Here is a 26,955-nt window from a genome sequence, read left to right on the forward strand (position 1 = left end):
GCGCTCCGCGTCGGCGCCTTCCTCATCCCTCGCTCCGTCATGCGGCCGCACGCACCGACCCTCGCTCGACTCGGCTGCAAGGGCACCGCTCACCGGAGCCGGCCCGATCCGTACGACGCCTCCTGGCGACCACACGATCCCGAACGGGAGCCGACCTCGCTTCCAGGCGCCCCCACTTGTTCCTTCCGGACTCCGAGGGGCGACTGAGCAGGTCGGTCCTGCGGTTGCATAGCATCCCCCTGCCAAGAAGCCTGACCGGGAAGAAGAGCACGCAGTGAAAGTGATCAGCATCGTCGGAGCCCGTCCTCAATTGGTGAAACTGGCGCCCGTCGCGGCGGCCTTCGCCAAGACGGAGCACGAGCACTTCATCGTGCACACCGGTCAGCACTACGACGCCGACCTGTCGGACGTCTTCTTCTCCGGTCTGGGCATCCCCGACCCGGACGTGCACCTCGGTGTCGGCTCCGGCAGCCACGGCGTCCAGACCGGTGCGGTGCTCTCCGCGCTCGATCCGGTCCTCGAGCGCGAGAAGCCGGACTGGGTGCTCGTGTACGGCGACACCAACTCGACCATCGCCGGTGCGCTCTCGGCGGTGAAGATGCACCTACCGGTGGCGCATCTGGAAGCAGGACTGCGGTCCTTCAACCGGCGGATGCCGGAGGAGCACAACCGGGTTCTCACCGACCACTGCGCCGATCTGCTGCTGGCTCCCACCGAGGAGGCCATGCGCCACCTCGAGCGGGAGGGGCTGGCCGACCGCGCGCGGCTGGCCGGCGACGTCATGGTCGACATCTGTCTGCGCATCCGGGACGCCGTACTCGCCGGGGAGCACCCCGCGCCGCCCCTGCCCGAGGGCATCGACCCGTCCCAGCCCTTCCTTCTGGCGACCCTGCACCGCCCCGACAACACCGACGACCCCGAGCGGCTCGCGGCCCTCGTCGAGTCGCTGGCCGGGCTGCCGCTCCCGGTGGCGCTCGCCGCCCACCCCCGTCTGGTCGCACGTGCCGAGGAGCACGGCATCAAACTGGCGCAGGGCAGCGTGCACGTCGGCCGCCCGCTGCCGTACGCGGGCCTGGTCGCCGCGGTCCTGGCCTCCTCCGGTGTGGTCACGGACTCCGGGGGCCTGCAGAAGGAGGCCTTCCTGCTGAGGCGTATCTGCACCACGATCCGTCCCGAGACGGAATGGGTGGAAACCGTCGACAGCGGTTGGAACGTCCTCGTACCTGATCCGCACACACTGGCGCCGTCGGAGTGGGCCGCGACCGTGACCCGGACCGCACCCACCCGCGATCCCGGTACCCCCTACGGGGACGGCCGGGCCGCCGAGAACGTCGTCCGTCTCCTGGAGGAGTGGAGAGGGGGAAGCCGGCACGCGTGACGCGCTGCCCGGGCCATGCCGTCCGCCCTGGCGGACGGCCCCTTTCGGCCCGTATCCGCGTATTTCACCGTGCTAGCGTCACACAGCCCATGTCAGCGTCTTCTTCGCCCGGACCGCCGGCGAAAAGCAAGCGGCCTCACCTCATCTACCTCGCCATCGGATTCCCGCCGGCCGCCAAGAGCTCGGCGTACCGGATGCGCGAGACCGCCAACCAGTTCATCAACGTCGGCTGGGACGTCACCGTCGTCACCATCGCCCGGGAGTCCTGGGAGCGGGACTCCGGCATCGACCTGTCCCTGCTCGACAAGGTCGACCCGAGGATCAAGGTCGTCGAACTGCCTCTGGCACGCGAGGACCTGGAGACGGACATCCGCCTCTACGACGAGGCACGCGCCCTGGACCCCAACCGCTGGGTTGCCGAACTCCGCCGCCGCCAGCAGCAGACCTTCCCGGAGCCGAACTTCGGCGAGTGGAAGGAGGATCTGGAGCAGGCCGTGCTGCGGATCCACCGGGAGCACCCCGCGGACCTGCTGCTCGCCACCTGTGTGCCCTACGTGAACCTCGCCGCGGCCTGGAAGCTGTGGGAGGAGGCCGGGGTGCCCTATGCCGTGGACTTCCGCGACGGCTGGTCCATCGACGTCGTCGAAGGCGTCGAGGCGTTCTCCCGTGACTCCGCGGAAGGCCGCTGGGAGGAAAAGGTCCTCGAGCGCGCCGTGTCGCTGTGGGTGGTCAACGACCCGATCGCCGACCACTACCGCAAGCGCTACCCGGACTTCGCCGATCGCGTGCACGTCGTGCGCAACGGCTACGACGCGGACAGCGCGCCGGGCCGGGTCCACACCCCGGACCCCGAGTCCGGTCTGGTCTTCGGTTATCTCGGCACCGTCAACTTCAGCGCCCAGCACCTCGAGACGGTGCTGAACGCCTGGCGTGCCGCCCGCGAGAAGGAGCCCCTGCTGGCCAACGCACGCTTCGAGCTGCGCGGACACATCGGTGCCGGCGCCGCACGCGAGGCGAACAGGCACGCGGAGATCCTCAAGGAGGCCGAGGCCGACGGGGTGCACTTCGGCGGTCCCGCCGCCAAGGCCGAGGTCGCCTCCATCTACGCCGGGTGGGACGCCATGGTGCTCATCCTGATCGGCGGCCGGTACGTCACCTCCGGCAAGGTGTACGAGTACATGGCGACGGGGCTGCCGATCGTCTCGGCACACGCCGTTGAGCACGACGCGTCGAACGTGCTGGAGGGTCACCCGCTGTGGACGGGGGCCGTCGGCCTCGACGAGGCGGCCCTCACCGAGTCCTTCGTCAAGGCCGCGCACCTGGCGGTGGAGACGACCGACGAGGTGCACGCCGCCGCGATGTCCCACGCGAACCGGTACACCCGCGAGGCACTGATGTCCGCCGCCGTCAGGAAACTTGTCGAGGAGTTCACGGCCGAGCGCGCCGGGACGTCGATAGCCGCCGGAGGACCCACCCCGTGACCGAAGTCCTGCTTGTCGCCTCCGCGAGACCACAGTTGCGGGTACTCGCCGACTCGGTGCGCAAGTTCAACGCCAAAGGCGCCCGCGTCTATCTCGCGGGAACGTTCCACCTGGATGCCGTCGCCGAGGAGATCGCCGCCCTGGAGCTGGCCGAGGCGCACCAGTTGCCGCGCAGCCTGGCCCATCGCAGCCAGGTCCTGCGGCGCAGGGCGAAGGAGTCCCCGCGAGGCCTGCGCATATGGATGCAGGCACAGCGCGACGCGTGGCTGCGCAGCCGTGCCCGCAGGGCCGACGTGCTTGTCGCCCTTGACCCCGGCGCCGTGTACACGGTGTGGCGGCTCGCCCAGCACAACCGAAGTGCCGAGGCCAGATTCGGGATCGCGCCCGCGCTGAAGGCTGTGGAGGACCTGCAGGCGCGGGGCGGCCGCCCGGCAGAGCGCGCCCCCGCCCTGTCGGCCTTGCAGACAGTCGCCCGCGATGTGCGCCGGGGCGTCGGCAACCTGCCCGGCACGCTGATGCGGACCGCGACCGCCCGGCCCATCATGCGGTCCGGTGTCGGAGCACGGCTGTGGCGTTCCGCCGTCACCGCGCCCGGTATGCCGGCCAAGGTGCGCGCCGCCACGTCCCGCTACGTCGCCGAGGGCATGCAATGGGCGGGCCGGACCAGTGGCGCGGCACTCACCCTCGCGGACGCCGCGGCGAAGATCCCGGATCTCGCGCTCAGAGCAGAGCTGCTCGACGAGTCCGTGATGCAGGAGATCAGGAAGGGCATCAGCCCGTCCGGACTGGCCAAGGCCGTGGCGGCCCGGCTCGCCCACGCCGACGCGGAGCTCGCGGCGGGGCGGCGGGCCGAGGCGACCGCCGCCCTGGACCGTGCGCTGTTCCTGGACTTCCACCGTGTTGTGCACATCGACCAGCTCTCGTCGCCCCTGGCGAAGGACGCGGAGGGCTACGTCGCCCCGTTGTACCACTCGGAGGCGATGCAAACGCTCAGCCGTCCCCAGGGACGCCGTGTTCCCGCCGCGCCGGCTCCCGCCGACCGCCCCCTGCGGCTGCTGGTGACGACGAGCGCCAACGACAACTTCCTCCACCTCATCCGCAACCACTTCCGCGACCATCCCGGCGTGGAACTGCGCTACCTCGACCTGGCCGAGTCGAAACATCTGAAGCGGGTCTCGTGGGCGGCCAAGCGCATCATCGAGGACCGGCTGTCGGGTGGTACGAGCGACTACCAGGAAGAGGTGGAGCGCCTGATGCGCCCCCACCTCGACTGGGCCGACACGGTCTTCCTGGAGTGGGCGGTGGGCCCTGCCGCCATGCTCACCACCATCGACCCGGGCGACACGCGGATCGTCGTACGGCTGCACAGCTACGAGGCGTTCACGCGCTGGCCGCACATGACGGATTTCTCCCGGGTCGACGACCTGGTCTTCATCGCCCCGCACGTACGGGACCTGACCAGGTCGCTCGTCCCGCAGTTGCGCGGCGAGCACGCCCCGCGTCTCCATGTCCTGCACAACGCCATGGCGCTGTCGGGCTTCAACCGTCCCAAGCCCGCCGAGGCCCGGTTCAATCTGGGGCTGATCGGCATCAGCCAGGTCGCCAAGGACCCCAAGTGGGCCGTTCGGGTGCTGGAACTGGTACGCAAGCACGACGAGCGCTACCGGCTGATCCTGGTGGGCGGTGACATGGATCCCAAAACGAGCCAGGCGACGCGCGAGTACCGCCGCGAGTTCGACAAGGAACTGGCCCCGCTCGAGGAATCCGGCGCGGTGGTGCGTCTGGGACCGACGGACGACGTCCCCTCGAAGCTCGTCGAGATCGGCACCATTCTCAGCTCCTCGGTGCGCGAGGGCTGCCACGTCGGTGTGATGGAGGGTGCCGCGAGCGGAGCCGTTCCGGTCGTACGGGACTGGCCGTTCTACGCGGGCAAGCCCAACAGCGCCCGCACCCTCTACCCCGAGGACTGGGTCGTCGGCTCTCCGGAGGAGGCGGCGGAGCGGATCCTGAAGACCACGGCCACCGAGCAGTCCTGGCGGAGCGCCGGCGAGCTCGCCGCCGAGCACGCGCTGGCCACGTGGGACTGGCCCGTGGTCCAAAAGCAGTTCGAGGAGCTGTTCCTCGGCAGGGGCAAGAGCTGACCAAGAGCTGACACGGACACGGCACAGGGCCCCCGGGAGTGTTCCCGGGGGCCCTGTCCGTACGGATACGTGCTGCCCGGCCGGCGGGACGGCGCAGGCGCTACGGGTGGCGCAGCCGCCAGCCCGCCCAGGCGGACTCGACCATCTGCCGCACACCGTATCGCGCGCTCCAGCCCAGCTCCTCGCGGATGAGGTCGGCGGAGGCCACGACCCGGGCCGGGTCGCCCGGCCGACGCTCGCCGGCCTGCGGCTCGATGTCGGTGCGACCGGTGACGTCCTGGATGATGCCGATCATCTCCGCCACCGACACCCCTTCGCCACGGCCGACGTTGAGGACCAGCCGGGCGTCCGGGTCGGCGGACAGCCGACGGGCGGCGGCGACGTGCGCGGAGGCGATGTCCTCGACGTGGATGAAGTCGCGGACGCAGGTACCGTCGGGGGTCGGGTAGTCGTCGCCGAAGATCCGGGGCGGCTCACCGGCGTCGAGGCGTTCGAAGACCATCGGGACGAGGTTGAAGACGCCGTCGTCGGCCAGTTCGGGCGTGGCCGCACCCGCCACGTTGAAGTAGCGCAGCGAGGCGGTCGCCATCCGGTGCACGTCACCGACCGCCGTGACCAGCCACTCGCCGATGAGCTTCGTCTCGCCGTACGGGTTGATGGGCGCACACGGCGTCTTCTCGGTGACGAGGTCGACGTCGGGCATGCCGTACACGGCGGCGGACGAGGAGAACAGGAAGCGGCCGACTCCCGCGGCGACGGCCGCGTCGAGGAGCACCCGCAGTCCCTCCACGTTCTCGCGGTAGTAATACAGCGGTCTCTCGACGGACTCGGCGACCTGTTTCTTGCCCGCGATGTGCACGATTCCCGTGACGGTGTGCTCACGCAGAACGCGGTCCACGGTGCCGCGGTCGAGGACCGTGCCCACTTCCAGCGGTACACCGTCCGGAAGCCGCTCGGCCCGTCCCGTGCTGAGATCGTCGAGGACGACGACACGCTCGCCGCCGTCCGTCATCGCCTTCACCACATGCGAGCCGATGAAGCCGGCGCCGCCCGTGATCAGCCACGTCATGAAAAGCCCTCCTGCACCAGGGCCCCGCCCGATGTGCCCGGGCGGGGCCACAAGGTCGTCGCGTACGAGCGCCCTCAGCCGCCGATGACGATGCGGCGGACGCCCTTCCAGGCCTCCGGGTCGGTCGTGCGGCGCCCGTCGACCAGGACGGTGACGTCCGGGAGGTCGGCGGGGGTCAGCTCGCGGTACTCGGCGTGGTCGGCCTGGAGGATCGCCGCGGTGACCTTCTCGCCGGTGTGCGGAGTGAGGCCCAGCGCGGACAGTTCCTCGGCGGTGTACATCGGGTCGGAGACGTACGGCACCGCGCCGCGCGCCTTGAGCGCCTCGACGGTCGGGAAGACGCCCGAGAAGGCCGTCTCCTTCACGCCGCCGCGGTACGCGGCGCCCAGCACGAGCACGTTCACGCCCGTCAGGTCGCCGTAGGCGGCGGCCAGCAGGTCGACGGCGTACTCCGGCATCGCGGCGTTCGCCTCGCGGGCGGAGCGCACGATGGTGGCGGCCGGGTCGTTCCACAGGTACATCCGCGGGTAGACCGGGATGCAGTGGCCGCCGACCGCGATGCCCGGCTGGTGGATGTGGCTGTACGGCTGCGAGTTGCAGGCCTCGATGACCTTCTTGATGTCGATGCCGTTCTGGTCGGCGAACCGCGCGAACTGGTTGGCCAGGCCGATGTTGACGTCGCGGTAGGTGGTCTCGGCGAGCTTGGCGAGCTCCGAGGCCTCGGCGGTGCCCAGGTCCCACACGCCGTTCGGCTGGGGCAGGTCGTCGCGCTCGTCGAAGTCGAGGACCTGCTTGTAGAACTCCACACCACGGGCCGTCGATGCCTCATTGATGCCGCCGACCAGCTTCGGGTAGCGGCGCAGGTCGGCGAAGACACGGCCGGTGAGGACCCGCTCGGGCGAGAACACCAGGTGGAAGTCCTCGCCCGCCGTCAGGCCGGAGCCCTCGGCCAGCATCGGCGCCCAGCGGGTGCGGGTGGTGCCGACCGGCAGCGTGGTCTCGTACGAGACGAGGGTGCCCGGCTTCAGTCCCTTGGCGATCGCCTTGGTGGCCGCGTCCATCCAGCCGAAGTCCGGTACGCCCTCGGCGTCGACGAACAGGGGAACCACCACGACGACGGCCTCGGACTGGGCGACCGCGGCCGCGGTGTCGGTGGTCGCGCTCAGCAGCCCGGCGTCGACGACCTGCTTGAGCTTGACGTCGAGGTCGTGCTCACCGGGAAACGGCTCGGTGCCGGCGTTGACCAGCTCGACGACCTTCTCGTTGACGTCCGCGCCGATGACACGGTGGCCCTTGGAGGCGAACTGCACGGCGAGCGGGAGCCCGATCTTGCCGAGCGCGACTACACAGATGTTCATGGGCGGTCGTTACTTCCTTTTGGAGCCTGGTCGGGACTTCAGACGCCGGGTGAGGGCCTTCCCCACACGGGAGGGCAATGACCTCTTCGGCGGGTGCAGCGGAGCCGTGTCGATCACCACACGCCCCTTGGAATTCACCAGGGCCGACGCCCGGTACGGGTCCTCGAAAGCGCCCCACCGGCGGGCCAGCGGCATGGGCTTGCCCCTGCCCCTGACGGGGATCTCGTACGTGGAGCCGGCGACATCCACGTACACGCGCAGGCCCCGCTTGGCGGTGCGCTGTTCCAGGGGGATGCGAGCGTGCAGCACGGTGGCGCCGTCCTCGGCGGGCTCCCGGGTGAGGGTGCCCTCCGGCTGCGGCAGGCTGCGGTCGGCGGGCAGCCTGCGGGCCCCCGCCTTGTCCGCCGACTTGGGCATGGCCCCCTGGACGAGCCGCAGGACGGCGCTGTCCACGTCACCGAGGACGGGTACCCGCACGGAGGCCGTGTAGGTGAGCTTCTCGCCCTGCTGTTCCCAGTCGGAGGCGAGCAGCTCGGTGCCCTTGGCCAGTTGTGCGGAGACCGCCTCTCCGAGGATCTCGTAGCAGCGGTCGGGCAGTCCGGTCAGCGGGTCACGGAAGCCCGGGTAGCGGGCGTAGGCGCGCTCGCCCTCGAGAAGGAACGGCGGGGCACCGTTCTCCTTCTCCGAGGTGATCGCCTCGCACAGGGCGTCGATGGCGCCGGCCCGGGCCAGACAGATGCGCACCCGGCGCTTGACGTCCATGGCGTCGCGGATGCCGTCGGTGAAGTAGGTGTCGGCGAGCCGCGCGATGCCCGCGCAGATCTCGCGCTGCAGGGAGCGGTCCAGGGCGGGGAAGTCGTCCTGGACCAGCTTGGCCAGCTCCCAGGTGAAGTGGCGGCGCAGGACGGCGTCGCGCTTGGGGCCCGGCTCGATGAGCCCGGCCGTGAAGTCCATGATCTCCGCCGTGCAGCGCAGCCGTGTCAGGTGATCGGCGCGGTAGGTGATGTTGCTGGCGTCGCCCCGCTTCACCGCGTAGTAGCAGGTGTAGTCGGCCACCACCGAGATCTTCCGTGCGCGTACGCAGGCCTCGATGGTGAACGGCTGGTCGCTGCCCACGGGCAGGTGCTCGGGGAAGCGCAGTTTGTGCCGCTCGACCAGTTCGCGGCGGAACAGCTTGGTATTGGCGAGAGTGAACGGCAGCGCGGAGTCGTAGAGATCGACATCCGGGTTGCTCTCCTTGAAGAGAGCCTGGTGGACGTACCGGCCGTTGGTGCCGACCATCTTGCCGACGACGACGTCCGAGCCGTGCTCGTCGGCACAGGCCACCATGCGCTCCAGCGCCTCCGGGGCGAGGTAGTCGTCGGAGCCGATGAAGTAGACGTACCGGCCCGTGGCCACCTCCAGCGCCCGGTTGCTGGGGGCGGCCGGGCCGCCGGAGTTGGCCTGGTGGATCACCTTGACGGTGTCCGGGTACCGCTCGGCGAAGCGGTCGAGTTCCTGCCCGCTGTCGTCGGTGGAACCGTCGTCGACAGCGACGATCTCCAGCTGGTCCAGGCCGATGCTCTGCCCGATCAGGGAGTCCAGGCACTCCGTCAGATAGGGCATAGTATTGTACACCGCGACGATGACACTGACAGCGGGGGCTCTCTGTGCCGAGCTCTCAGCTCCCATGGGACACCAGGTCCTCCGACTGAAGCGAAATACTGCGGTTGCCCATCGCCGACTCGAGCACCGCCACCGCGACCTCGACCGTCCGCATGCCCTGGCGCAGCGTGCAGATGTCGGCCGGCTTGCCGAGCACGGCGTCGCGGAACAGTTCGTGCTCGACCAGAAGCGGCTCGCGCTTGGGGATGGCGTAGCGGATCATGTCGCCTTCCGACACCCCGCGGAAGGTCTGCAGGGTCTCCCACTCCGTCGCCACGGCGGCGTTGGAGTGGAAGGTCAGGTCCGCGGTGAGGGTGTCGGCGATGAAGCAGCCGCGCTCACCGGTGACCGAGATGAACCGCTCCTTGAGCGGGCTCAGCCAGTTGACCAGGTGGTTGACCATCGTGCCGTCGTCGAGGCGGCCGACCGCGGAAACCATGTCCTCGTGCTCGCGGCCGCTCTTGGAGACGGTGTGCGCGGCGATGGACGCGTACCGGCGTCCCGTCACCCAGCCGGTGAGGTCGATGTCGTGCGTGGCCAGGTCCTTGACCACGCCGACGTCGGCTATGCGGTGCGGGAAGGGGCCCTGGCGGCGGGTGACGACCTGGTAGACGTCGCCGAGCTCGCCGGCCTCCAGCCGGGTCCGCAGCGAGCGCAGCGCGGGGTTGCACCGCTCGATGTGCCCGACGCCGGCGACCAGGCCGCGCGACTCGAAGGCCTCGACCAGGCGGCGTGCGCCCTCCACGGTGTCGGCGACCGGCTTCTCGATCAGCGCGCAGACACCGGCCTCGGCGAGCGCCAGGCCGACCTCCTCGTGCAGCCCCGTGGGACAGGCCACGACGGCGTAGTCGACCCCGAGGTCGATCAGTTCCTGGACGGTGCTCAGCACGGGCACGCCGTGAGCGGCGCCGTGCTTGTCGCCCATCGGGTCGACGGCGCCGACGAACTCGACGCCCTCCAGCCCGGCCAGGACCCGGGCGTGGTGACGCCCCATCGAGCCGAGACCGACGAGCCCTGCCCGCAGGGCACCGGTGGTGGTCACTGCTGCTCTCCCAGCGCGTTCACGGCGGACACGATGCGCTCCAGGTCGTTCGCCGACAGGGACGGGTGGACCGGCAGCGAGACGACCTCGGCGGCCGCGCGCTCGGTCTCCGGCAGGTCCCAGGTGCGGCCGGCCTTCTGGTCCGGCTCCCAGTAGGGCTTGAGCCGGTGGATCGGGGTCGGGTAGTACACGGCGTTGCCGACGCCGGCCTCGGTCAGGCGGGCCATGGCGGCGTCGCGGTCGCCGCGGACGCGCACGGTGTACTGGTGGTAGACGTGCCGGGCGCCCTCGGCGACGGACGGGGTCACCACGTTCGGTGCGGTGATGTGCTCCGTCAGGTACGCGGCGTTGGCGATGCGCTGCTCGGTCCAGCCGGCGAGCTTGGTGCGCTGGACCCGGCCGATCGCGGCGGCCACATCCGTCATGCGCATGTTGGCGCCGACGATCTCGTTGGCATAGCGCTGCTCCATGCCCTGGTTGCGCAGCAGGCGCAGGGTGCGGGCGAGATCCGCGTCGGCGGTGGTGATCATGCCGCCCTCGAGGCTGTGCATGTTCTTGGTCGGGTAGAAACTGAACGCCCCCGCGGTGCCGAAGGCGCCGACCGGCGTTCCGTGCAGCGAGGCCGCGTGCGCCTGGCAGGCGTCCTCCACCACGGCCAGCGAGTGCCGCTCGGCGATGGCCATGATCTTGTCCATGGCGGCCGGGTGACCATACAGGTGGACCGGCATGATCGCGGCGGTGCGCGGTGTGACGGCCGCCTCCACGGCCCGCGGGTCCAGGCAGAAGCTGTCGGCCTCGATGTCGGCGAAGACCACGTCGGCCCCGACGAGCCGGACGGCGTTGGCGGAGGCGGCGAACGAGAACGACGGCACGACGACCTCGTCACCCGGGCCGATGCCGAGCGCGAGCAGCGTCAGGTGGAGCGCGGAGGTGCCGGAGTTGACGGCCACGCAGTGACGACCGCCGACCAGCTCCGAGAACTCCTCCTCGAAGGCGGCCACCTCGGGACCCTGTACGACCCTGCCGCTGCGCAGCACGCGTATCGCGGCCTCGATCTCCTCGTCGTCGATGACCGGCTTGGCGGCCGGTATCGGTTCCTGGACGTCGCTCACCGACATCCCCCTCCTCTTCGGTGACCTCGAAGGCGCACCACGTCATGCATGGGTCGGGAAGGGAGCGTGCTGGGCGTCGAGCGCGCACGTCCGCATCCCGGAAGTCCGCGGTCTGCCGACTGCGGACGGCTCTCGCTCGAACCTCCAGAGTTTCCCGCGGGAAACCAGCCTCGACTGCGGGCCGAAGGACCGGGCGGGCAGTCCGGCTGAGACCCGGCGGGCGTGCTCGTCGGTGCCGGGGCCGGAAAGTACGTTACCAGCGCTCGAACAACAGTCTCCCCGAGGGGCTCAGCAGCGTGACCTTGGTTCGGCCACGTGGAGTCCTGGGCCGCGAGGGGGTCCGGGCGCGCGTGCGCGGGACACCGATGGACGGTGCATCGGTGTCCCGCGCGGTGCGAGCCGGTCGGTCCTTCCAGGTCAGTCCTCCGTCGAGGCCGAGACGGACAGCGCCGACTGTCCGGCCGCCGTCTTCGGCGCCGGCTTCTTCGCGGCCGTGGCCGTCTTGGCGGCCTTCGCCGCCTTCTTGGCCGTCGCCTTCTTGGCGGCGGTCTTCTTGGCGGCCGTCCTCTTCGTGGCGGCCTTCTTCGCCGTGGCCTTCTTGGCGGCCTTGCGGGTCGCCTTCTTGGCCGGGGCGGCCTCCTCCTCGGCGGCTTCGGCCTCCGCCGTCCCGGGGGCCTCGGCGGCGGCCCCGGTCACGGGCTCCGTCGGCTCAGGCGCTTCGGCGGCGGGCTCGGCTGTCGCCTCCGCCGGCTCCTCGGGAGCCTCGGCGGCGGCCTCGGTCACCGGCTCCGCGGGTTCGGCCGCTGTCGCCTCCGCCGTCGCCTCTGTCGGTGCCTCCGCCGTGCCCGACGGGACGACCACGACGGCCGTGTCCTCCGGAGCGGTCGGCGCGGTGGCCCTGCGCACGGCGCGGCGGCGGGGGCGGGCCGGGGCGGCGGTCTCGACGGGCTGTTCCTCCGCCTGAGCGGGCTCGGACGCGGCCTTTGGGGCCGGAGCGGTCTCCGGGATCGTCACCACGGCCGCCTCGGCACCCTCCGGGGAACCGGCCGGTGCGGACACCTTGCGGGTCGCACGGCGGCGCGTACGGGCCTTGGGGGCGGCCTCCTCCGCAGGCGGGGCCTCGGCCTCCTCGGCGGGCGGGGCCTCCTCCGCCGGGGACGCCGGGACGGCCGGGTCCTCGACGGCCACGGGGTCGGCCTGAACCTGTTCGGCCGGCTCCGGGTGCACCGGCCGCTCGGCGGTCTCCGTCACGGTGACCTCCTGAGCCGTGGGAGCGCCGTCGGTCGAAGCCGCCTTCGGCTCGCCCGCCGGAGCGGACACCCGCCGGCTCCCGCGGCGCCGGACACGGCCCCTGCTCGCCGCGGCCTCCGCCTCGGCGACGCTGCTGTACAGCTCCTCGTCCGGGGCCATCTCGAGCGCGGGCGGGGCACTCGGCGCGGCGACGGTCCCGGCAGGGGCCTCGGCGGCGGCCTCCGTCTCGGCCTCCGCCTCCTCCTCGGCGGTCCGGGCGGCGGTCTCCGTCGCCGCGGCCTCGTGCTCGTGCGGCTGCTCGGCACCGGCACGGGCGCGCTTGCGGCGCTTGCTTCCACCGCCACCGCCGCTGGTCACCTGGTCCAGGTGGACGATGACACCGCGGCCGTTGCAGTGGACGCAGGTCTCGGAGAACGACTCCAGCAGGCCCTGGCCGACCCGCTTGCGGGTCATCTGCACCAGGCCCAGCGAGGTGACCTCGGCCACCTGGTGCTTCGTACGGTCCCGGCCCAGGCACTCCAGCAGGCGGCGCAGCACCAGGTCACGGTTGGACTCCAGGACCATGTCGATGAAGTCGATCACGATGATGCCGCCGAGGTCGCGCAGCCGCAGCTGGCGCACGATCTCCTCGGCCGCCTCCAGGTTGTTCCTGGTGACCGTCTCCTCCAGGTTGCCGCCCTGGCCGGTGAACTTGCCGGTGTTGACGTCGATGACGACCATCGCCTCGGTCCGGTCGATCACCAGCGAACCGCCGCTGGGCAGCCAGACCTTGCGGTCCAGGGCCTTGGCGAGCTGCTCGTCGATCCGGTACGTCGCGAAGACGTCGACCTCGCTCGTCCAGCGCTGCAGACGCGGGGCGAGGTCCGGGGCGACGTGCGAGACATACCCGTGGATGGTCTCCCAGGCCTCGTCACCGCTGACGACGACCTTGGAGAAGTCCTCGTTGAAGATGTCGCGCACGACCCGGACGGTCATGTCCGGCTCTCCGTACAGCAGCGTCGGCGCGCCGCCGTTCTTGGCCTTCTTCTGGATGTCCTCCCACTGCGCCTGCAGCCGCTCGACGTCCCGGCGCAGCTCCTCCTCGCTCGCGCCCTCGGCGGCGGTGCGCACGATGACGCCCGCGTTCTCGGGGACGATCTTCTTGAGGATGCTCTTCAGCCGGGCCCGCTCGGTGTCGGGCAGCTTGCGGCTGATGCCGGTCATCGAGCCCTCGGGGACGTACACGAGGTAACGACCCGGGAGGGAGACCTGGCTGGTCAGACGGGCACCCTTGTGCCCGATGGGGTCCTTGGTGACCTGCACGAGCACGGACTGCCCGGACTTCAGGGCGGTCTCGATGCGGCGCGGGCCGTTGGCCAGTCCCAGCGCGTCGAAGTTGACCTCGCCGGCGTACAGCACGGCGTTGCGGCCCTTGCCGATGTCGATGAAGGCGGCCTCCATCGAGGGCAGGACGTTCTGCACCTTGCCGAGGTAGACGTTGCCGACGTACGAGGTCGACTGCTCCTTGTTGACGTAGTGCTCGACGAGCACGCCGTCCTCCAGGACGCCGATCTGCGTACGGTCGCCCTGCTGCCGTACGACCATCACACGCTCGACGGCCTCACGGCGGGCCAGGAACTCGGCCTCGGTGATGATCGGGACGCGCCGGCGTCCCTGCTCACGGCCTTCCCTGCGGCGCTGCTTCTTGGCCTCCAGCCGGGTCGAGCCCTTGATGGACTGCACCTCGTCGACCGGTTCCGCGGGCTTGCGCGGCTCGCGGATCTTGACGACGGTGCGCTCGGGGTCGTCGGCGGACGGCTCGGTGTCGACGGCGGCGTCACCGGCCCGGCGACGGCGGCGACGACGGCGACGGCTGCTGCTGGAACCCGTGCCGGGGACGGTCCCGATGCCGGCCGGCTGTGCCTCGCCGCCCTCGGCCTGCTCCGGGGCGTGGGTCTCCTCGGAGCCCTCCTCGGGCTGCTCCGCGGTGTCCTCGGCGGCCTGCACGTCCTGCGCGGCCCGCTCAGTCGGCTCAGGCTGCTCGGACTGTCCGGGCTGCTCGGACTGCTCGGACGGCTCGGCGGCGGACGCGGCGCTCTCCTCCGGCTCCTCGCCCCCACCGGTCTCGGCGGTCTCCGCGCTCTCGGCGGACTCCGCGGACTCTGCGGACTCGCCCCGGCGACGGCGGCGGCCACCGCGGCGGCGACGACGGCGGGAACCGGTCTCCTCGCTCTCCTCGCCCGTGGCGGTGTCCTCGGGCTCCTCCGTCTCCTCGGCGGACTCGTCGGCGTCCTCGGCCGCCCGGGCCCCGGGCTCCTCGCCGCGGCCGGAGCGCCGGCGACGGCGGCGGCGCCGCGAGGTGCCCTGCTCGGCCTGGTCCTCCGGATACTCCGGGTACTCCGAGTAGTCCTCGTCGTCCTCCATGGCCTCGGCCGCGGCAGCGGCGGCTGCCCGCTCCGGGGTCTGGAACATCGGCTCGGTGAAGACCGGCGGCTGGAACACGGCGATGGCGGGCCGAAGGGGCCGGCGCGGGATCTCTCCCTCGGGGGCCGGCGGCTCCGGGGCGGCGGGCTCGGCGAACCCGGTCGCGGCACGTCGCACGACCCGGCGGCGGACGCGTCGCGTCCCGGTCTCCTCGGCGGAGGCCTGCGGCGCGTCGGCGGCGGGCTCGGTGGGCGCCTCGGTGACAGCGGGAGGCTGGAAGGCGGGCTCACCGGCGGCAGGCGTCCGCGGCGCGGGTTCCTCGGCCGGGGTGCCGGCCTCGGGCTCCGTCTCGTCCGTGGACGAGACGGCGGGCGCGGACGTCCGGCGGGTGACACGCCGCCGCACGCGACGCGGAGCCGGCTTCTCCGTCTCCTTCGCCGCCTCGGCGGCAGCCCCGGACTCGGCGGCAGGCGCCTCGACAGCGGCCTGCTGCTCCGCGGACTTCGCAGCCTCCGCGGTCTCCGTGCTCTCCGTGGCCTTCGCAGTCTCCGTGGTCTCCGTGGTCCGCGCGGTCTCGGCAGACGCCGGTGCCCCCGCGGGGGCGGACGCCCGGCGGGTCACACGCCGCCGCAGACGTCGCGGAGCCGGCTTCTCCGCCTCCTCGGCCGCCGCGGCGGCAGGCGCCTCGACAGCGGCCTGCTGCTCCGCGGACTTCGCAGCCTCCGTGATCTTTGCGGTCTCTGTGGTCTGTGCGCTCTCCGGGCTCGCGGTCGTCACGGTCGCCGGCGCGGGAGCCGGGGCGGGCGTGGACACACTGCGTGTGACACGCCGACGGGGCCGCCGCGGAGCGGCGGCCTCGCCGACCTCGACGGATCCGGGGAGGACCTCGTCGGCGGTCTCGTCGGCCCCGGCCGACGCCCGGCTGGTGATCACCACCGGAACCACGGTCTCGGCAGCCTCGCCCTGGGCGGTCCTCGGAGCTCCGGCGGGCACGGAGACCCTGCGGCGTCCACGACGCGCGGGCGCGGGCGCCTCCGCAGCGGAGGTCCCGGCCTCTTCTTGAGTCTCCTGCGCCTCCTGCGTCTCCTGCGCCTCGGCACCGGCGGCAGCGACCGCGGCGGGCTCCTCCGCCTCCGGTGCGGTCTCTTCGGCCTCGGCAGGCTTCGCGGTCTCTTCGGGCTTCGCGGGCTCCGTGGTCTCCACGGCCTCCGCGGGCTCTGTAGGCTCTGTGGCCTCCGCGGTCTCGGTCACCGGCACGGCCGGTGTCGTGATCTCGGCCGGTGTCTCGGTGGACACGGCAGGCGGGCCCGCCGGGCGGGAAGCGACACGGCGGCGCCGACGACGCGGCGGCAGGGTGTCGCTGGGAGTGTTCAGTTCTTCGGAACCCTCGACGGGTTCGGTCGGTTCGAGCATGCGGGCGTATCTCCCGTCAGGCTCCCGGGCGCCGCGCCTGGTCCGGTGCCGATCACGTCGATCGAACGCCGTTGACGTCCGCGGCCGCGCGGTGCGCGATGGCCGCCGTCCGGGGCGCGGGCGCCGCACGGGAGCTCTCTGTGTCCTGTCTCGCCGGTTCCGTACGCCTTGTCGTGCACGGCCTGGCGAAAGTCTTCTGGTCGGTGCGCTGCCCGACCCAGGTGGCTCCCGAGTACAAGGGCGGCGCTTCGACATCCATCCCTGCGCGGAGCCGCCCCTACACCTGCGCCTTCGCGGCGGCAGGAGCGGCGGCCCCTGTTGCATCGGCCGGGGCGGCCCCGCCTGCCTCGCGGTCGGGCGCGAGCGGGTCGGTCACCGTGCCGGTCTCTTCATCGAACAGCCCCTGCGCCAGCCTGGTCACCGCTGCGGGGACCGGCGGCGCCAGGTCGGCCACGGCGCGGAGACCGGACAGGACGTCGTCGGGTCGTACGGCAGGCGTCACGTGCCGGACAACCAGCCGCAGTATCGCACAGGGCCGGTCGGTCGGCCCATCAGCCGCCGAACCCTGTGCGGGTACGCTCTCCAGTTTCACGACCGCGGACCGGGCGTCGAAGGTGCGCATGCCGTTCTTGGTCAGACGCTGCACTTCGACGGTTTCGGCGCCGTTGAACGCCGCGACCGCGCGTGCGGCCTCGGCCGGGTCGACGCCGTCCAGCCGCAGCTCCCACACGGAAGCGGTCAGCCGGTCGGCGAATCCCGGAGTGCGGGCCTCGACCGCCTCGACGACGTCCAGCCCGGTGGGCAGCGACTCGTCGAGCTGCACGCGCAGGCGCTCCGGGTCGCGGGGCGCGGTGAGCGCGATCTCCAGATATTCCGCCTCACTGCCCGTGCCGGTGGGTGCGGCATTGGCATAGGACACCTTCGGGTGCGGCGTGAACCCCGCCGAGTACGCCATCGGCACCTCGGCACGGCGCAGCGCACGCTCGAAGGCGCGCTGGAAGTCACGGTGGCTGGTGAACCGAAGGCGGCCACGCTTGGTGTAGCGCAGTCGGATGCGCTGCACCACAGGTGCGGGCGGCGGGCCTTCGGGCTGTCGCTTGCCCAGTGGAACTTCTCCTCGTGTACGGCGGACGGTCCGTGGCGCGTGGGGCTGACCTCCTGCGGTCATCCCCGGGTCGGCGGGGACGCTTCGCGCCCGGTTCCTCTGTCTAGAGTACGCGCCCCGGCCGCCTCGGGTTCCCGCCGGGCATGCGGCCGGGGTGCCCCGAAGAGCGCCTTGCGCAGGTCGGCGCGAGTCTGCCGGGCCATCTCACGAGCGGCGGCGAATGCCTCCCGGCCGATGCGGGCCGCATGACGTGCGGCCTGGGCGGCGGGGCGCAGCACGGCGTCCCGGACGGCGTGCCCGACGGGAGTGAGCACCGTGCGGTACACCCAGCGCAGGGGCTGCACGAAGATCCACCGGAAGAGGGTCCTCAGGAACCTCCCGACGACGAGCGAGATCCGTCCCGCGACCCGCCAGGCGTGCCCGAGGGCGTCCGCGATCTCCCGGCCGACGGCGGCCAGGACGCGCCCGAGGGGGACGAGCACCCACTGCCACAGCGCGAGCGCGGGCAGGACGAACAGGACCCGGCCGGTCCAGTACAGGGCCGTGCGGGCTCCGACGGCGATCCTTCCGAGCACCCACCGCAGTCCCCTGGCGCACCAGGCGATCCCCCGCCCCGCCGGCGCGAGGACCCAGGTGTACAGCCACACCGCGGGGGCGACGAGCAGCCACCGCCCGGCCCAGCACACTCCCGCGAGCATTCCGGCCCCCACGGCGGCGAGCACGAGCCCGGCTGTCCGCACCACCCATACGAGTGCGTGCCCGACCGGTGTCAGCACCCGCCGGTACACCCACACGAGCGGCACGACGACCAGGACACGCCCCAGCCACTCAAGCGCCCGCACCACCGCGTGCCCGACCGGTGTCAGCACCCGCGCACGGATCCACGCCAGCGCCTTCCCGGCCGCCCGCACCACCCGCACAAGCGCATGCCCAACTGGCGTCAGCACCCGCCGGTCCACCCACACGAGCGGCACGACGACCAGGACACGCCCGAGCCACTCAAGCGCCTGGCCGACGGGTACGGCGACGTGCTGCCACAGCGCCACCCATGGCCGGACGAACACCGCCCGTCCGAGCCAGGCCAGACCCCGCCCGACCGGCCGCAGCACGGTGTCCCGCAGGAACCGCCCGCCCGCGACGAGCGCGTCCCATCCCATGCGCACCGGAACGACCAGCACCAGGACGACGATCCGTACGGGCAGCCGGATCGCCGTTACCAGGCACCCCTCGGCCGGCCGTTCTCCTGCCCCCGCTTTTTCGAGTTCCACACCGGGAAGGACGCGGTGTCCCGTTCTCCGGATCCCGGTCGCGCCCGGCCGGTCAGGACTTCTTGACCGTCAGCGGCAGCAGCTTCCTGCCGGTCGGCCCGACCTGGATGTGCGTGTCCATCTGCGGGCACACCCCGCAGTCGAAGCAGGGCGACCAGCGGCAGTCCTCGACCTCCGTCTCGTCGAGGGCGTCCTGCCAGTCCTCCCAGAGCCAGTCCTTGTCGAGGCCGGAGTCGAGGTGGTCCCAGGGGAGGACCTCCTCGTAGGAGCGTTCGCGGGTGGTGTACCAGTCGACGTCGACCCCGTGGGGGGTCAGCGCCTTGTCCGCGCAGGCCATCCAGCGGTCGTAGGAGAAGTACTCGCGCCAGCCGTCGAAACGGCCGCCGTCCTCGTAGACCGCGCGGATGACCGCGCCCACGCGGCGGTCGCCGCGGGAGAGGAGGCCCTCGACGATGCCCGGCTTGCCGTCGTGGTAGCGGAAGCCGATCGAGCGGCCGTACCTCTTGTCGCTGCGGATCTTGTCGCGGAGCTTTTCGAGGCGGGCGTCCGTCTCCTCCGCCGAGAGCTGGGGCGCCCACTGGAACGGAGTGTGGGGCTTGGGGACGAAACCGCCGATGGAGACCGTGCAGCGGATGTCGTTGGAGCCGGAGACCTCACGGCCCTTCTGGATCACGCGGGACGCCATGTCGGCGATCTGCAGGACGTCCTCGTCCGTCTCCGTGGGCAGGCCGCACATGAAGTACAGCTTCACCTGGCGCCAGCCGTTGCCGTAGGCGGTGGCGACGGTGCGGATCAGGTCCTCCTCCGAGACCATCTTGTTGATGACCTTGCGGATGCGTTCCGATCCGCCCTCCGGGGCGAAGGTCAGGCCCGAGCGGCGGCCGTTCCTCGTCAGCTCGTTGGCCAGGTCGATGTTGAAGGCGTCGACCCGGGTGGAGGGCAGCGAGAGGCCGATCTTGTCGTCCTCGTAGCGGTCGGCCAGGCCCTTGGTGATGTCGCCGATCTCGCTGTGGTCCGCGGAGGACAGGGAGAGCAGGCCCACCTCCTCGAAGCCCGTCGCCTTCAGGCCCTTGTCGACCATCTCGCCGATGGCCGTGATGGAGCGCTCGCGCACCGGGCGGGTGATCATGCCGGCCTGGCAGAAGCGGCAGCCGCGCGTGCAGCCGCGGAAGATCTCGACCGACATGCGCTCGTGGACGGTCTCCGCCAGCGGCACCAGCGGCTGCTTCGGGTACGGCCACTCGTCCAGGTCCATCACCGTGTGCTTGGACACGCGCCACGGAACGCCCGACCGGTTGGGGACGACCCGGCCGATGCGGCCGTCGGGGAGGTATTCGACGTCGTAGAAGCCGGGGACGTAGACCCCGCCCGTCTTCGCCAGGCGGAAGAGGAGTTCCTCGCGGCCGCCGGGGCGGCCCTCCGCCTTCCAGGCGCGGATGAGCTCGGTGATCTCCAGCACCGCCTGCTCGCCGTCGCCGAGCACCGCGCAGTCGATGAAGTCGGCGATCGGCTCGGGGTTGAAGGCCGCGTGGCCGCCGGCCATCACGATCGGGTCGTCGTCCGTGCGGTCACGTGCCTCCAGCGGGATGCCCGCCAGGTCCAGGGCCGCCAGCATGTTGGTGTAGCCCAGCTCCGTGGCGAAGGACACGCCGAGCACGTCGAAGGCGCGTACCGGGCGGTGGCTGTCGACCGTGAACTGCGGGACGCCGTGCTGCCGCATCAGCGCCTCCATGTCGGGCCACACGCTGTAGGTGCGCTCGGCGAGGACGCCCTCGCGCTCGTTGAGGACCTCGTAGAGGATCTGCACACCCTGGTTGGGCAGACCCACCTCGTAGGCGTCCGGGTACATCAGCACCCAGCGGACGTCGCAGTCGTCCCAGTTCTTGACGATCGAGTTGAGCTCGCCGCCCACGTACTGGATCGGCTTCTGCACGTGGGGGAGCAGGGGCTCGAGCTGCGGGAAGACCGACTCGACAGACATCGTGGGTTTACCTTCGTGAGCTGACGGGGTGACCCTCAAGCGTAACGCGCTGCGGGGCATCCCCCGCACGACGCCGTCCGAGCCCCGCGGCCACAGGAGCGCGGAGCGCAAGGGGCCTCGCGGGACTCCCGGGCTCCCAGGAGTTCCGGGCTCCCCAGGTCCCCAGGTCCCCAACTCCCCGACAGCTCCCAACTCCCGATCCCCGAACTCCCGGGCTTCCAGGGGCGGAACACCGCCGCGTCGCCAGGGAAGCCGTGCGTCAGATCAAACGACTGGCCGTGTGTTCGGTCACGGCCGCTTTCCACAAGGCCGGCAGCTCCGCCTCGTACGCCGCCGCGCGCTGCTCCTCGCGGCCGTGGAGCACCCCGTAGGTGAACGCGTTCTCCCCTTCCGCGTGCGCCTGGTCGGCCAGGTCGCGCAGGGCCCGGCGGGCCATGACGCTGTCCTGGTGCCGGCCGAGCAGGTCCTGGAGCGCCTTGAGGGTTTTCACCAGGCCGGCGGCCGGGGCGCCGAGGGCGGGGACGGCCGCCTCGGCCGTGTACCGGACGGCCTTGGCCTGCTTGCGGGCCTCGTGCAGGGCGAGGTCGCGGTCGGGGCCGGGCGGCAGGGCGAGGGCCTGCTCCAGCAGGGCGGAGAGCTTCTTGTGCTCCTTCCGTACCGCCTTGGTCAATACCTTGGCCGGTCGTCCGGCGGCCGCCGGGCGCAGCGGCGGGGCGGCCAGCAGCGCGTCCAGGGCGTCGAGCAGCTCCAGATGGCGCCGGCTGTCCAGGACGGCGACGAGCCGGCCCCGCAGGCCGCTGCGGCGGGCCCGGGACCAGGTGTGCAGGCGGTCGTGGACAGGGCCGGTCACCAGGGTGCCGGGAAGGGCGTCCAGATCGGCGGCGAGGCGTTCGGCGAGGACCTCCTGGTCGCGTTCGAGGCCGAGTTCGCCGCCGAGCCGGCGCAGTTCCTCGCGCAGGGGGTCGGTGGCGGACCGGTCCAGGACCTTGCGGTAGGTGCGCAGGGTGCTGCGCAGGCGGCGGGTGGCGACGCGCATGCGGTGCACGGAGTCGGGCACGCCCCGGCGGACGGCGGGATCCAGCGCGACGAGGGCGTCGCGCTGGGCGCGCAGATAGGCGAGGACGTGGTCGCCGGCCGTCACGGGGGCCTGTTCCCCGGACGGCTCGGGACGACGGTCCGGCCCGGCGGTCGCGGCCAGGGCGCGGGCCAGTTTGGAGGAGGACGGGGAGGGGCGTACGCCCGCCTTGCGCAGCCGTTTCTCCACGGTGTCGAGGAAGGCCGGGTCGCCGCCGTCGGCCAGTTCCACCTCGATCTCGGTCCACCGGGCGGTGCGGCCGTCGCCGTTCAGCCGCTCGGCGCGCACCTCGTCGACGCCGGCCTCGGCGAGCAGCGTGCCGTCCGCGCCGACGAGATGGCTGAGGGTGCGCCGGGAGCGGATGCGGACCAGGGGCAGCAGGTCGTGACGCCGGACGCGGGAGCGGACGAGTGCGGCCAGGGCGGTCGGCACGGTGTCGGACAGGGGGGCGTGGATCTCGTCGCGTACGCCGGGCGCGACCGGGAACTTCAGGTGCCAGCCCGCGTCGCTGCCGCCGGTGCGGCGGCGCAGGGTGACTCCGGCGGCGGCGAGGCGTTCGTCGGCGGTGTCGTAGTAGACGGCGTCCAGGTCGGCGACGCCCCGGTCGAGGACGGCCGCGACCCCGCCGGCACCGGTCAGGTCGGGCAGGACTCCGGCGTCGGACTCGTATTTGCGCTCGATTTCGCGCTTGATGTCCGTCATGAACCGAATTTAGTACCGCCCGGCCGGGCGCGGCAGTGCGCCGAGGGCCCGGAAAGGGCCGTGCGAGCCCAGGGTCCGGGCTCCGGGCGCGGCCCGGATGCCCCGGGGCAAAAGCCCAGGGGCGCCCTTCGCCGATCTTCGCCACTCGCCACCGGGGAGCCTCTGCTCCCCGCTCCTCCCCTCCCCTCTCCCGCATCCGCACCCGTGAAGGGCGCGGCCCTCGGAGGCTACGCCGACATCGGCCGCTGCACCTTGATCGACTGCAGCAGCCCCACCGCCACCCACACCGCGAACATCGCCGAGCCGCCGTAGGAGACGAACGGCAGGGGCAGACCGGTGACCGGCATGATGCCGAGGGTCATGCCGATGTTCTCGAAGCACTGGAAGGCGAACCAGGCGACGATGCCGGCGGCGACGATCGTGCCGTACAGCTCGGGCGTCTCGCGGGCGATGGTGCAGGCGCGCCACATGATGATCCCGAGCAGAACGATGATCAGACCGGCACCGACGAAGCCGAGTTCCTCGCCCGCGACCGTGAAGATGAAGTCGGTCTGCTGCTCGGGCACGAACTGACCGGTGGTCTGCGAGCCCTTGAAGAGGCCCGCGCCGGTCAGCCCGCCGGAGCCGATGGCGATACGGGCCTGGTTGGTGTTGTAGCCGACGCCGGCCGGGTCGAGGTCGGGGTTGGCGAAGGCCGCGAACCGGTTGATCTGGTACTCGTCCAGGATGTTCAGCTGCCAGATGGCGATGCAGCCGGCGACACCGGCCGCGAGCAGACCGAAGATCCAGCGGTTGGAGGCGCCGGAGGCGAGCAGTACGCCCAGGACGATGGTCACCAGAACCAGAGCCGTGCCGAGGTCGGGCATGAGCAGCACGATGACGATCGGTACGGCGGCCAGGCCCAGCGCCTGCAGGACCGTCCGGTGGTCGGGGTACATGCTGTCGCCGGCGTCGACCCGGGCCGCGAGCAGCATCGCCATGCCCAGGGTGATCGTGACCTTCACGAACTCCGAGGGCTGCAGGGAGAAGCCGCCGCCGAGGGCGATCCAGTTGCGGCTGCCGTTGATGGTGGCGCCGAGCGGGGTGAGCACCAGCAGCACCCCGAGCACCGAGATCCCGTACAGGACCGGCACGACATTGCGCAGGGCGCGGTGGCCGAGCCAGACGGTGCCGACCATCAGGGCGAAGCCGATGCCGGTGTTCAGCAGGTGCCGGACCAGGAAGTAGTACGGGTCGCCCTGGTTGAGCTCGGTGCGGTTGCGGGTGGCCGAGTAGACCAGGGCGGAGCCGATCAGGGACAGCGCGAGCGCGGACAGCAGCATCGGCCAGTCGAGCCGGCGGGCCAGTGAGTCACGGGCGAAGAGCCGCGTCCAGCGGGCCCGCTCGGGTCCGTAGCCGGAGACGGAGAAGCTGTTCACGCCGGTCATACGATCATCCTCCGGCTTCCCCTGCGGCGCGCACGCCTGCGGGTGGCGCGGTTGCCCGTGGGAGGCGTGGTCGTGGTCGCGGGCGGCTGCTGCCCGTCCGGCGTGGCGCCCGGCTGGGTGGGCTGCTGGGTGGCCTGCTCGGCCGCCTTCTCCAGATCCTTGGCGGGGTCGGCGGAGATCTTCGGAGCGCTGATCGAGCCGTCCGGCTTGATCTTGGGCAGGCCCTTCTGCGGAGTGGGCAGCAGCGCCTTCTTCTTGTCGATGGTGCCGTCGGGCTGGACGCCGTACAGCGCGCTGTAGATGTTGCGCACCGCCTCACCGGAGGCACCGGAACCGGTACCGGCCTGGGAGATGGTCATGACGACCGTGTAGTCCTTGGTGTAGGTGGTCAGCCAGGACGTGGTCTGCTTGCCGTAGACCTCGGCGGTACCGGTCTTGGCGTGCATCGGGATCTTGTCCTGCGGCCAGCCGGTGAACTTCCAGGCGGCGGTACCGCGGGTGGCCACGCCCTCCAGGGCCTCGTCCATCATCTTGAGGGTCGCCTTGCTGATGGGCAGCTTGCCGTGGGACTTGGGCTTGATCTCGGTGACCCGCTTGCCGTCGGGGCTGATGATGGCCTTGCCGATGGTCGGGGTGTACATGGTGCCGCCGTTGGAGAGAGCCCCGTAGATGACGGCCATCTGGACGGGGGTGACAAGGGTGTCGCCCTGGCCGATGGAGTAGTTGATCTCGTCACCGGCGCGCATCTTGTTGCCCTCGAGGCAGTTCTCGTACGCGATCCTCTCGACGTAACTGCCGTCCTTCTTGCCGGTCTTGCACCAGGCGTCCTTGTTGGCCTCCCAGTACTCCTCCTTCCAGCGGCGGTCGGGGACGCGGCCGGTGACCTCGTCGGGCAGGTCGATGCCGGTCCTCTTGCCGAGGCCGAACCGGTGGGCGGTCCGGTAGAAGTGGTCCTTGGGGTTCTTCTTGGGGTTGATGCCGCCGTCCTTCTTCCACTCGGTGTGGGCCAGGTAGTAGAAGACGGTGTCGCAGGAGACCTCCAGGGCCCGGCCGAGGGTGATCGACCCGAAGCTCTCCCCCTCGAAGTTGTTGAAGACCTGCCCGCCGACCGAGTAGGAGCTGGTGCAGGGGTACTTGCCGTTGAAGTCGTAGCCGGCCGCGACCGCGGCGGCCGTGGAGACCACCTTGAAGGTGGATCCGGGCGCGGACTGGCCCTGGATGGCCCGGTTGAGCAGCGGGTAGTGGGAGTTCTTGCCGGTGAGCGCCCGGTAGTCCTTGGCGGAGATGCCGCCGACCCAGACGTTCGGGTCGTACGCCGGCGCGGACGCCATGGCGACGACCCGGCCGGTCCTGGCCTCCATCACGACGACGGCGCCGGAGTCCGCCTCGTACCTTCTGTTGGTGTTCCTGTCCCACTGGGTCCGGGCGGCCTTCATCGCCTTGTCCAGCTCGTGCTCGGCGATCCGCTGGACCCGGGCGTCGAGGCTGGTGACCAGGGTGGAGCCGGGTTCGGCGGGGTCGGACTTGGCCTTGCCGATGACCCGGCCGAGGTTGTCGACCTCGTAGCGGGTGACGCCGGCCTTGCCGCGCAGCTCCCGGTCGTACTGCCGCTCCAGGCCGGAGCGGCCGACCATGTCGGAGCGCAGATAGGGCGAGTCGGTGTCCTTGGCCCGCTGGATCTCCTCGTCGGTGACCGGCGAGAGGTAGCCGAGGACCTGGGCGGCGTTGGCCTTGCCGGGGCCGGGGTAGCGGCGCACGGCCACGGGCTCGGCGGTGATGCCGGGGAAGTCCTCGGCGCGCTCACGGATCTGCAGGGCCTGCTTGGGGGTGGCCTCGTCGGTGATGGGGATGGGCTGGTAGGGCGAACCGTTCCAGCAGGGCTGCGGGGTCTTGCTGTCGCACAGCCGGACCTTCTGCATGACCTCCGTGACGTCCATGCCGAGCACACCGGCGAGCTTGGTGAGGACCGCCTTGCCGTCGTCCTTCTGCTTGAGCAGCTCGGTGCGGGAGGCGGAGACCACCAGCCGGGTCTCGTTGTCGGCGAGCGGCACCCCGCGCGCGTCCAGGATGGCGCCGCGCACGGCGGGCTGGACGACCTGCTGGACGTGGTTGCCGGAGGCCTGCTTCTGGTAGTGGGCGCCCTCGCGGATCTGGAGGTACCACAGCCGGCCGCCGAGGGTGCAGAGCAGGGAGAGGACGAGGATCTGGATGATGACAAGCCGGGTCTGGACCCGTGGGGTCCGGCCGGTCTCGGGAATGTTGGTCATGGGCGACGCCCACTCCTCACAAGAGCGGCGGGGGGAGACGGGTGGACGGTCACGGGCGCTGCCTCCCTCTCTCGGTGGGTGGACGGGTCGGGTACGGCGAAGCGAGGGGACCGGCCTTCCGGCGGGCCGTCAGCGTCCTTTCCGTCACAGCCGTTTGACCCCCTTGATGCGGCCGATCCGGGTGGTGCGGGCGCGGGCCTTGGTCTTCAGGCTGCCGAACGCGCTGCGCTGGCCGCCGATGTGCAGTCCGGTGCCGGAGGAGATCCAGCCGGAGGAGATGTCGGCCGCCTTCTTCGAGGTGGAGGTGGTCTCGGCGAGCGGGTCGTTCTCCGTGCGCCGGGCCAGCGCCATGACGGCGGGGACGACGAAGGGGGCGAGCAGCAGGTCGTACACGGCGGCCGTGAGCAGCAGTCCGGGCAGGCCGACATGACGGGCCGTGGTGTCGCCGACGAGGGCGCCGACACCGGCGTACAGCAGCGTGGAGCCGATGGCGGCGCCGACCACCACGGCCATGGGGCCGGCGGCCGTCCTGACCTGGCCGGTCTCGGGTTTGATGAGCCCGGCGAGGTAGCCGATGACGCACAGCACCAGGGCGTAGCGGCCGGCGGCGTGGTCGGCGGGCGGGGCGATGTCGGCGAGCAGTCCGGCGCCGAAGCCGACGAGGGCGCCGCCGACATGGCCGTAGACCATGGCCAGGGCCAGGACGGTGAGCAGCAGCAGGTCGGGGACGGCACCGGGCAGATGCAGCCGGGCCAGGACGCTCACCTGGATCATCAGGGCGACGACGACCAGCGCGGTGGAGAGCAGGATCCGGTTGAGACGCATGGGAATTCAGGCT

At 71.6% G+C, this 26,955-nt stretch carries 16 protein-coding genes; 3 read left to right on the forward strand and 13 right to left on the reverse strand.

The window, feature by feature from the left end; all coding sequences use genetic code 11:
- Positions 1-274: 274 nt before the first annotated feature.
- The 3 genes from wecB to ABD224_RS07655 all read left to right on the forward strand — a co-directional run bounded on the left by wecB (position 275) and on the right by ABD224_RS07655 (position 5,000).
- Positions 275-1,378 carry a non-hydrolyzing UDP-N-acetylglucosamine 2-epimerase gene (wecB, locus tag ABD224_RS07645; RefSeq protein WP_344048240.1) on the forward strand — a complete coding sequence of 368 codons (1,104 nt, stop codon included), beginning with the start codon at positions 275-277 and terminating at the stop codon, positions 1,376-1,378.
- A 194-nt stretch (positions 1,379-1,572) separates the two neighbouring features.
- The gene (locus ABD224_RS07650) at positions 1,573-2,859 is read left to right on the forward strand and encodes a glycosyltransferase (protein WP_344048308.1); all 1,287 of its coding nucleotides are present in this window, start codon (positions 1,573-1,575) and stop codon (positions 2,857-2,859) included.
- On the forward strand, positions 2,856-5,000 hold the full coding sequence (locus ABD224_RS07655) for a glycosyltransferase family protein (RefSeq protein ID WP_344048242.1): 2,145 nt from the start codon (positions 2,856-2,858) through the stop codon (positions 4,998-5,000). Before ABD224_RS07650 ends, ABD224_RS07655 begins: the two co-directional genes overlap by 4 nt.
- A gap of 100 nt (positions 5,001-5,100) precedes the next feature.
- Here the strand turns inward: ABD224_RS07655 and galE are convergent, their stop codons facing one another.
- From galE to mreD, 13 genes are all read right to left on the reverse strand, one after another.
- Entirely contained in the window at positions 5,101-6,069 is a 969-nt protein-coding gene (gene galE / locus ABD224_RS07660; RefSeq protein WP_344048244.1) for a UDP-glucose 4-epimerase GalE, read from the reverse strand.
- 74 nt (positions 6,070-6,143) lie between these two features.
- Entirely contained in the window at positions 6,144-7,427 is a 1,284-nt protein-coding gene (locus tag ABD224_RS07665; RefSeq protein WP_344048246.1) for a nucleotide sugar dehydrogenase, read from the reverse strand.
- Between the two features lie 9 nt (positions 7,428-7,436).
- Complete coding sequence (locus tag ABD224_RS07670; protein ID WP_344048248.1) at positions 7,437-9,098, reverse strand: glycosyltransferase family 2 protein; 1,662 nt, start codon at positions 9,096-9,098, stop codon at positions 7,437-7,439.
- Positions 9,088-10,065, reverse strand: a complete 978-nt coding sequence (locus tag ABD224_RS07675) for a Gfo/Idh/MocA family protein (protein ID WP_425580936.1) — start codon at positions 10,063-10,065, stop codon at positions 9,088-9,090. The genes ABD224_RS07670 and ABD224_RS07675 overlap by 11 nt, the downstream gene beginning before the upstream one ends.
- Before the next feature lie 44 nt (positions 10,066-10,109).
- Positions 10,110-11,225 carry a DegT/DnrJ/EryC1/StrS family aminotransferase gene (locus tag ABD224_RS07680; RefSeq protein ID WP_425580934.1) on the reverse strand — a complete coding sequence of 372 codons (1,116 nt, stop codon included), beginning with the start codon at positions 11,223-11,225 and terminating at the stop codon, positions 10,110-10,112.
- Positions 11,226-11,642: 417 nt separating this feature from the next.
- Positions 11,643-16,292, reverse strand: coding sequence for an Rne/Rng family ribonuclease (locus ABD224_RS07685; RefSeq protein ID WP_344048254.1), 4,650 nt, complete (start codon positions 16,290-16,292; stop codon positions 11,643-11,645).
- A gap of 277 nt (positions 16,293-16,569) precedes the next feature.
- The gene (locus tag ABD224_RS07690; protein ID WP_344048310.1) at positions 16,570-17,355 is read right to left on the reverse strand and encodes a TIGR03936 family radical SAM-associated protein; all 786 of its coding nucleotides are present in this window, start codon (positions 17,353-17,355) and stop codon (positions 16,570-16,572) included.
- Positions 17,356-17,456: 101 nt separating this feature from the next.
- Complete coding sequence (locus tag ABD224_RS07695) at positions 17,457-18,665, reverse strand: hypothetical protein (protein ID WP_344048256.1); 1,209 nt, start codon at positions 18,663-18,665, stop codon at positions 17,457-17,459.
- Positions 18,666-18,717: 52 nt separating this feature from the next.
- Positions 18,718-20,646: a TIGR03960 family B12-binding radical SAM protein gene (locus ABD224_RS07700; RefSeq protein ID WP_344048258.1), complete on the reverse strand. Its 1,929-nt coding sequence runs from the start codon at positions 20,644-20,646 to the stop codon at positions 18,718-18,720.
- 259 nt (positions 20,647-20,905) lie between these two features.
- Positions 20,906-22,423, reverse strand: coding sequence for a CYTH and CHAD domain-containing protein (locus tag ABD224_RS07705; protein WP_344048260.1), 1,518 nt, complete (start codon positions 22,421-22,423; stop codon positions 20,906-20,908).
- Between the two features lie 227 nt (positions 22,424-22,650).
- Positions 22,651-23,850: a rod shape-determining protein RodA gene (gene rodA / locus ABD224_RS07710; protein ID WP_344048262.1), complete on the reverse strand. Its 1,200-nt coding sequence runs from the start codon at positions 23,848-23,850 to the stop codon at positions 22,651-22,653.
- Positions 23,847-26,117, reverse strand: coding sequence for a penicillin-binding protein 2 (gene mrdA, locus ABD224_RS07715; RefSeq protein ID WP_344048264.1), 2,271 nt, complete (start codon positions 26,115-26,117; stop codon positions 23,847-23,849). Before mrdA ends, rodA begins: the two co-directional genes overlap by 4 nt.
- Positions 26,118-26,261: 144 nt before the next feature.
- A complete protein-coding gene (gene mreD, locus ABD224_RS07720; protein ID WP_344048266.1) occupies positions 26,262-26,942 on the reverse strand; it encodes a rod shape-determining protein MreD in 681 nt (226 codons plus the stop codon).
- Positions 26,943-26,955 lie beyond the last annotated feature (13 nt).

The sequence above is a fragment of the Streptomyces thermoalcalitolerans genome (genome assembly GCF_039525155.1).
In the GTDB taxonomy this organism is placed as follows: domain Bacteria; phylum Actinomycetota; class Actinomycetes; order Streptomycetales; family Streptomycetaceae; genus Streptomyces; species Streptomyces thermovulgaris.